Annotated in this window: 7 protein-coding genes and 1 pseudogene; 5 read left to right on the top strand and 3 right to left on the bottom strand. The window is 55.8% G+C overall.

Features of this window, described 5'->3' with window-relative positions:
* Positions 1-190: 190 nt before the first annotated feature.
* The gene (locus AC221Y_RS17415; RefSeq protein WP_486707861.1) at positions 191-1,003 is read right to left on the bottom strand and encodes a GNAT family N-acetyltransferase; all 813 of its coding nucleotides are present in this window, start codon (positions 1,001-1,003) and stop codon (positions 191-193) included.
* A gap of 11 nt (positions 1,004-1,014) precedes the next feature.
* Positions 1,015-1,719 carry a GntR family transcriptional regulator gene (locus AC221Y_RS17420; protein WP_486707862.1) on the bottom strand — a complete coding sequence of 235 codons (705 nt, stop codon included), beginning with the start codon at positions 1,717-1,719 and terminating at the stop codon, positions 1,015-1,017.
* A gap of 223 nt (positions 1,720-1,942) precedes the next feature.
* Between AC221Y_RS17420 and AC221Y_RS17425 the strand changes: the two genes are divergently transcribed.
* From AC221Y_RS17425 to AC221Y_RS17445, 5 genes are all read left to right on the top strand, one after another.
* Complete coding sequence (locus AC221Y_RS17425; RefSeq protein ID WP_299757798.1) at positions 1,943-2,929, top strand: ABC transporter ATP-binding protein; 987 nt, start codon at positions 1,943-1,945, stop codon at positions 2,927-2,929.
* 23 nt (positions 2,930-2,952) lie between these two features.
* The gene (locus AC221Y_RS17430; RefSeq protein ID WP_486707863.1) at positions 2,953-4,212 is read left to right on the top strand and encodes an ABC transporter substrate-binding protein; all 1,260 of its coding nucleotides are present in this window, start codon (positions 2,953-2,955) and stop codon (positions 4,210-4,212) included.
* A gap of 61 nt (positions 4,213-4,273) precedes the next feature.
* A complete protein-coding gene (locus AC221Y_RS17435) occupies positions 4,274-5,137 on the top strand; it encodes an ABC transporter permease (RefSeq protein ID WP_299752123.1) in 864 nt (287 codons plus the stop codon).
* Complete coding sequence (locus tag AC221Y_RS17440) at positions 5,137-5,976, top strand: ABC transporter permease (protein ID WP_486707864.1); 840 nt, start codon at positions 5,137-5,139, stop codon at positions 5,974-5,976. Before AC221Y_RS17435 ends, AC221Y_RS17440 begins: the two co-directional genes overlap by 1 nt.
* The gene (locus AC221Y_RS17445) at positions 5,973-6,617 is read left to right on the top strand and encodes an aspartate/glutamate racemase family protein (RefSeq protein ID WP_299752129.1); all 645 of its coding nucleotides are present in this window, start codon (positions 5,973-5,975) and stop codon (positions 6,615-6,617) included. The genes AC221Y_RS17440 and AC221Y_RS17445 overlap by 4 nt, the downstream gene beginning before the upstream one ends.
* Positions 6,618-6,898: 281 nt before the next feature.
* Here the strand turns inward: AC221Y_RS17445 and AC221Y_RS17450 are convergent.
* Positions 6,899-7,201, bottom strand: a pseudogene (locus AC221Y_RS17450) (5-oxoprolinase subunit C family protein); the annotation flags it as partial.

Genomic DNA, 7,201 nt, shown 5'->3' on the forward strand with positions numbered 1-7,201 from the left:
AAGGTCTGGTCAGCAAAGCGCTCATGATGTGATCTGAAGTCTAGTTGATCTGCGCCAATCATGGCGGCGGCGACTAGGCTCAGCGAACCAAAGCGCGCCGAAGAAGGGGCAGGGTTTGCGACCACTGTGATCAGATGGCTGCTTTGCGCCCAGCCAAGACATTGGCGAAGACGGCAGGATGCAAAGCGCGCTATCCAAGCTCCAGGCTGGCCACGGCGCTGTAGGGTGGAAATTGCGTCATTGCGGGCGATCCTTTGACCATTTTCGCGGTCTCGAAGACCGGTTTAAATTGCATCTCAACTACAAGATCAGTGAGTGCTTTGCTCTTTTCCGGAATGTCGATGAAAGTGTTTTCGCTCCCCGACACAAATGGGCGCGAGCGAAGAAGTGCTGTCGCCTGATCGCGATCAAACGCTTGAAACGGCCCAACTTTCACGCCCTCGGCGCACTTGCGAAACGTGGCGTAGGCCACCCGGTCCGGATCGGTCCCTAGGATAATGGTTTTCCGGCTGGGCGTTGGCTTGAACCATTCAGATAAGTAGGCAGCCCTAGGATATCCGTTTGAGAACTCATCGACTTTGATCAATCGGTCGATACCTTCATCTGAAAGCGTCGGGCCGCGTACATCTCCGCCCGGAATTATTCCGCAATAGCGAACCGTTTTTCCGACACTGACGAACCCGGATTTGGCATAATTTCCTTGCTGCTCCGGAACACCTTCAAGCGTCACGGAACGCCCGCCTGCGTGCAACATCGCTTCGTCCCAAAGCGCCTTTCCAAAGCCCAGCCCACGAAACTCCCGACGGCATATAAAAAGCCCAAGAAATGCGTTGTTGGCGTCGTGGTTGACGACCGAAATCGCCGCCACGATGTCGCCCTTCACTTCGGCCAGAAAAAAGCCCTTGGGGTCCGCCGCAATAAAAGCGGAAGCATCTTCGATCCCGGGGTTCCAACCCTCGTCCCGCGCCCATTCCAAAACCATCCGAAGATCGTTCAGGTTCATCGTTCGTATTCTCACAACGACAAGGCCTCTTTCAGGCTGCGCATCGGGATTGCGCGTTCGCGCAAATCAAGCGCTGAGTGCAAATCCACGAGATGGCTGTGCATCAGTTCTTCGGCCAGAGTCCCATCACGATTTGCAATTGCTTCGACCAAAGCGTGATGCGCGTGCTTTTCGCACAACGCACTTTCGCGCCGCCAATACAGCGCGATGATCAACGATGAACGCGCAATAAGCGCTTCGATAAAACCGGCGATTGTCGATTGATCGGCAATCTGCGCGATCTCGATATGAAACTGTCCCGACAGGTGAAGCGCTGCGCCGTTTTCGGCATTGGCGAGGGCATCGTGTTCGTTCGCAATGTGCTTCTTCAGACGCTTGATGTCTGATTTGGTGGCGCGGGCCGCCGCGCTGTGCGCCGTGCGCGGCTCGATCAGTTCGCGCGCCTCAAAAACTTCACGTGCCTCGCGCAACGAGGGCTGCGCAACAAAGGCGCCGCGGTTTCTGTGGATTTCTACAAGGTGGTTTTGGGCAAGCGAGCGCAGCGCGGCGCGAATGATTGTGCGTGAAACACCGTACACCTCGCCAAGTTCGTCCTCGCCCAGCTTAGTCCCCGGTGCAATTCGGTGCTGGTGGATGGCCAATGTCAGGGCCGTTCCCACGTCATCCGCCTGCAAAGTGCGTTTCTTTGTCGTCGGTGTGATTGCGGCAGTGCTCATAGCAGCCATTCATTGCAGAGGACGGACGGAGCCTCAAGCGGTGGAATTTTGTTCAATACTTGATTCTAGATTGTATACAAAATTGTGCCCGAGTTTTCACCAAAGCTTGGAAATTTGCGCTTCAAATTCCATCATGTTCGGTTTTCGGCCCGCCGGAGGCGCGCGAATCCTTCCCTCTTTGACCTTGAGCCGTGCGTGATTGGTGAATGAAGATGAGAAACTCATGAGCGCGCTCAGCGATGATCTGGAACTTGTGAAAGTGACCAAGCGCTACGGCGCGACCGTTGCGGTGGATGCGGTCAACCATCACTTCAAGCCCAACTCATACACATGTCTGCTTGGTCCTTCGGGGTGCGGCAAGTCCTCTACGCTGAGGATGATGGCCGGTCACGAAAGCATCTCCGATGGTTCCATCCTGCTTGGTGGCAAGGACATCTCGCACTTGCCGCCGGCAAAGCGAGGCACGGCGATGATGTTTCAGAACTATGCTCTTTTTCCCCATCTAAGCGTGGCCGAGAACGTTGCCTTCAGCCTGAAGATGAAGGGGATTGATCCCGGCGAACGTGCGAAAAAAGCGGGTGAAATGCTGGAGCTTGTCGACCTCTCTGCGCTGGCTGATCGGCTGCCGGATCAGCTTTCCGGCGGACAACAACAAAGGGTCGCCTTGGCGCGGGCCCTGATCACCCGACCACAGGCGCTTCTTTTGGATGAACCGCTGTCCGCACTTGACCCATTTCTGCGAATTCGCATGCGGAGCGAGCTGAAAAAGTTACAACGCGAGCTGGGCATCAGCTTTTTGCACGTCACGCACGGACAAGACGAAGCCCTGGCTTTGGCAGATGAAATTGTCGTCATGAACAATGCCGTCATCGAGCAGGCCGGCCCAGCACGCGAGGTCTTTAACGCCCCAAAGACCGCCTTCGTTGCGCAGTTCATGGGCGGCCACAACGTCATCGCCCTGGCGGATGGAAAATACGCGCTGCGCTCGGATGCAGTTCGTCTCACGGACGTCGGAAGCGGCAAAATGGACGCCCACATCACGGCCGTCGAATATCAGGGCACGCATGTGTCCGTTCTCGCCCGGATAGCGGGGGATCAGGAAGTGACCGCTTTACTGCCCGATGACGTATTTTTCGCCAAACCTCGAAACCCAGGCGAGCCAATCGGTCTGCTCTGGGATCAAGAAAACCTTCACACACTCACGATGTAAATTACCGACAAGGAGTTGAACTTATGTCCAAACTAACACGAAGAAGCCTACTAAAGACTGGCGTGGCGGCCGTTGGTGCAAGCACACTTGGCGCACCGATGATCTGGGCGCAAAACATCAAAGACGTCACCCTGCGCCAGTTCGGCACGGGGGTGTCGAACCTCAACGAAGTCGCCTCAAAAGTGAAAGAAGACCTGGGCTTCACGCTTGAAATGACGGCCCTTGATTCCGACAGCGTCACCCAACGCGCGGCCACCCAGCCAAACAGCTTCGACATTGCCGACATCGAATACTGGATTGGCAAAAAGGTCTGGCCGACCGGCAATCTGCAGGCGATGGACACCTCGAAAATCAAAAACTACGATAAAATCGTCGGTATCTTCCGCAGCGGTAAACTCACGCCTGAAAGCACCATCGCACAGGGCACTGCGCCGCATTCTGTTGGGTTCACGTCAGGGGCAAACGGGACGGACTTTGTTCAGGAAGAATCTGGTTGGATGACCCTCATCCCAACGATCTACAACGCTGACACGCTGGGCATTCGTCCCGATCTGATTAACCGCCCGATCAGCAAATGGTCCGAGCTTCTGAACCCTGAATTCAAAGGCAAAGCCTCGATCCTCGATATTTCGTCGATCGGCATCATGGACATGGCAATGGTCGTGGAATCGATGGGCGAGTACTCCTATCCCGATAAAGGAAATATGACCAAAGAAGAGATCGACCTGACGATGGCGATCTTCACCGAGGCCAAAAAGAACGGTCAGTTCCGCGCCTTCTGGAAGTCGTTCGATGAAAGCGTTAACCTGATGGCGTCCGGCGAAGTGGTCATCCAGTCCATGTGGTCGCCTGCGATTACAGCCGTTAAATCCAAAGGCATCCCCTGCGTCTACCAGCCCCTTGAAGAAGGGTATCGCAGCTGGGGCGGCGGTATTGGTCTGTCGGCCGCCCTCACTGGCCTCGAGCGCGATGCAGCATACGAGTACATCAACTGGTACCTTGATGGCTGGGTTGGCGGCTTCCTAATGCGTCAGGGGTATTACTCTGCCGTTCCTGAGACGTCCAAGAACTACATGTCCGAAAACGAATGGGGCTTCTGGTTCGAAGGCAAAGCAGCGACCGACGTTATCACCTCACCGTTCGGCGACGCATTGGCGCAGGCAGGCGAGGTCCGCGATGGCGGGTCCTTCCAGGATCGTATGGGCGCCGTTGCCTGCTGGAACTCGGTCATGGACGAGAACCAGTACATGGTTCGCAAGTGGAACGAGTTCATCGCCGCATAATTTAGCGGCCTCGGGGTGCGGCTCCCTCCCATCGCACCCCGACCCTTGCATCGGATACTCCATGGATCGTCTTTCAAAAAACAACGCCCTCAGCGGCCTTTTGATGGTCTCGCCATTGCTGGCGGTTCTTCTGATCTTTCTGGTGCTCCCTATTGCATTGATCGTCGTTGTCAGCTTTTGGCGCGCGACCGAATTTTCCATTATCCCGGCCTTCGTCTGGGAGAACTACGAATTTCTATTCGGGTCCCCCGTTACCTACCGGGTGTTTTTCAATACCTTCAAATACGCACTGATAACCTGGGCCATCACGCTGACGATAGGGTTCACAGTCGCCTATTTCCTCGCGTTCCATGTCCGCACCCTGACGTGGCAAATCGCGCTTTTTCTGATCTGCACCATCCCATTCTGGACCTCGAATATCATCCGGATGATCTCGTGGATCCCGTTTCTGGGCCGCAACGGCATCGCCAATTCAGCTTTAATATCCTGGGGCGTCATCGACGAACCTTTGGATTGGCTCCTGTTCAGTGACTTCGCGGTTATCCTTGCTTTTGTACATCTTTATACCCTTTTCATGGTGGTCCCGATCTTCAACACGATGATGCGGATCGATAAATCATTGATAGAAGCGGCGCGCGACGCCGGGGCCTCAGGCGCGCAAATCCTGTGGAATGTCATCATCCCGCTGACCAAGCCTGGCATCATGATCGGTACGATCTTTGTGGTGACGCTGGTGATGGGTGACTTCATCACCGTGCGCTTCATGTCTGGTTCGCAATCGGCCAACGTGGGCCGCCTGATCTCAAACGATATCGCGCTGCTTCAGTACCCCTCGGCTTCGGCCACGGCTGTTGTCTTGCTGGCGACCGTTTTGATCGTCATTGGCATTTTGTTGCGCTTCGTCGACATCCGAAAGGAGCTTTGATGGAACCACGATCTCGATCCTTCTACCTTCTGGCAGCTTTCTTCGCTCTGTTTCTCCTGTTCCTCTATGGGCCGACGATCACGATCGCGATTCTGTCGTTTCAAGGTCCAAGCGGAGGCCTGACATTCCCGATGAACGGTACGTCCTTCCATTGGTTCCGCGACCTTTTCGAACAACAGGCCGTGGGTGATATCTGGGGCAGTTTCCGCCGCAGCTTTGCCCTTGGTCTGATGGTCATGGTCACCACCGTGGTCGTATCGGTGATGGGCGGTCTCGCCTTTCGCAAACGCTTTCCCGGCTCCACAGTCGTCTTTTATCTGATTATTACATCGCTGGTGATCCCGTCGATCCTCATCTCTCTTGGTGTCGGGCTTGGGTTCAGTCAGGCCGGCTTCGAGGTCCATTGGTCCACATCCGGCTTCGGCGCGCAACTGACCTGGACGCTCCCATTTGGCCTTTTGATTATGTTCGCCGTCTTCAACCGGTTTGACAAAAGCTACGAAGAAGCGGCCCGTGATTTGGGCGCAACGCCGTGGCAAACATTGCGCTTTGTAGTTCTCCCCATCATAGGGCCATCGCTTATCGGGGTCGCGCTGTTTGGTTTCACGCTCAGCTATGACGAGTTTGCACGCACGCTTCTGACGTCTGGAAGCTACAACACGCTGCCGCTGGAGATCTTCGGCATGACGACCAATGTCACGACACCAGTGCTTTATGCATTGGGGACGCTGACGACGGTCTTTTCCCTTCTGATGATTGGGATATTCCTGCTGCTCGCTTGGGCCAGTTCGCGCCGAAAAGCCAAGGCTGGAACGGATGCTGGCAAGGGTATGGTATGATTGTTCTGATCAACCCCAATTCCAGCGTCTCAATGACCGAGGCAATGTTGCAAGCTGCACGCCAGGCTGCACCCGGGCATGTAATCAAGGGCCTGACATCCCACGACGGCCCAGTCTCTATTCAGGGCGTGGAAGACGGCATCGCCGCCGTGCCGCCAATGTTGAAACTTGTTGAGAAGGCAGCAAAAGATGGCGCCAACGCGATCATTATTGGGTGCTTCGACGATACCGGGCTTGCACAAGCGCGCAAGATTGCATCCTGCCCGGTCATCGGTATCGGGCAAGCCGCGTATCATCTTGCAGCCATCGGAGGCCCCCGATTTTCGGTCGTAACAACGCTCGAGGCCTCCGTGCCCATTCTGGAGACAAACATTCAAGCCTATGGTCTCGCGTCACATTGCGCCCGCGTTCGGGCAAGCGGCGTGGAGGTTCTCGACATCGAAAATAAGCCGACAGAGGCGGCTGAGCGCATTCTGAGCGAAGTCGTGACGGCGGAACGCGATGACGACATTGACTGCATTGTGCTGGGGTGCGGCGGGATGGTGCACTTGACCAGCCTTATCCGGGAAAACACCAACCTTCGACCAATAGACGGCGTCCGAGCGGCGGCCTTTCTGTCGATCTCTTTTAGCCAAATCTAATGCATGAGGGCATCCCTGGGCCGCCAAGCCGGGGGCTGTGACGACAACAATCTGTCCGGCAGTTTTTGTTCCGCTGCCGTATCGGCGACTTGCAAAACGTTTGTCCCGCGGCATCGTGGGCGGATTTAGTGCGAGGCCGGATTGGGGTCGGGCACGTCCATTCGCTTTCCCCTGCCAACGGCTGAGCACAGGTAGAAAAATCTATCGAAATAAAAAAAGCACAATGCGCCGCGTCAACTGAGGGACCCCGGCTTGCGGTTTGACGGCGCTTAGGCGCCACTCTACTCCATCCTGTCATCCTCAAGGGCATTCACCACCCCTCCAACCAGTTGATAGGCAAGAAGATCGCGTATGGCCCGTGGATCACGGACGAGTGGCCGGGTTGAAGTGGTCAGTTGGGCAAGAATTTGCTCGGGGCTTTTATGTGTTTGAAGCGCCGTCGCGTGGTCCACGAACCGGAAGGACAAAGCGCTTCCTGCGGTCGCCTGTGCGACGATTGGAAGATCGCACGGCAGTACCGTGCCAATACGAGGATATCCGCCGGTGGTCTGACATTCAGGCAACAGCACAAACGGTATGCCCTC

The sequence above is a fragment of the Boseongicola sp. genome, from assembly GCF_057460485.1.

What these genes read in the sequence shown, in the direction of transcription:
- AC221Y_RS17415 (WP_486707861.1), bottom strand. Translation starts at nt 1,003, where the DNA reads ATGAACCTGAACGATCTTCGGATGGTTTTGGAATGGGCGCGGGACGAG.
- AC221Y_RS17420 (WP_486707862.1), bottom strand. Translation starts at nt 1,719, where the DNA reads ATGAGCACTGCCGCAATCACACCGACGACAAAGAAACGCACTTTGCAG.
- AC221Y_RS17425 (WP_299757798.1), top strand. Translation starts at nt 1,943, where the DNA reads ATGAGCGCGCTCAGCGATGATCTGGAACTTGTGAAAGTGACCAAGCGC.
- AC221Y_RS17430 (WP_486707863.1), top strand. Translation starts at nt 2,953, where the DNA reads ATGTCCAAACTAACACGAAGAAGCCTACTAAAGACTGGCGTGGCGGCC.
- AC221Y_RS17435 (WP_299752123.1), top strand. Translation starts at nt 4,274, where the DNA reads ATGGATCGTCTTTCAAAAAACAACGCCCTCAGCGGCCTTTTGATGGTC.
- AC221Y_RS17440 (WP_486707864.1), top strand. Translation starts at nt 5,137, where the DNA reads ATGGAACCACGATCTCGATCCTTCTACCTTCTGGCAGCTTTCTTCGCT.
- AC221Y_RS17445 (WP_299752129.1), top strand. Translation starts at nt 5,973, where the DNA reads ATGATTGTTCTGATCAACCCCAATTCCAGCGTCTCAATGACCGAGGCA.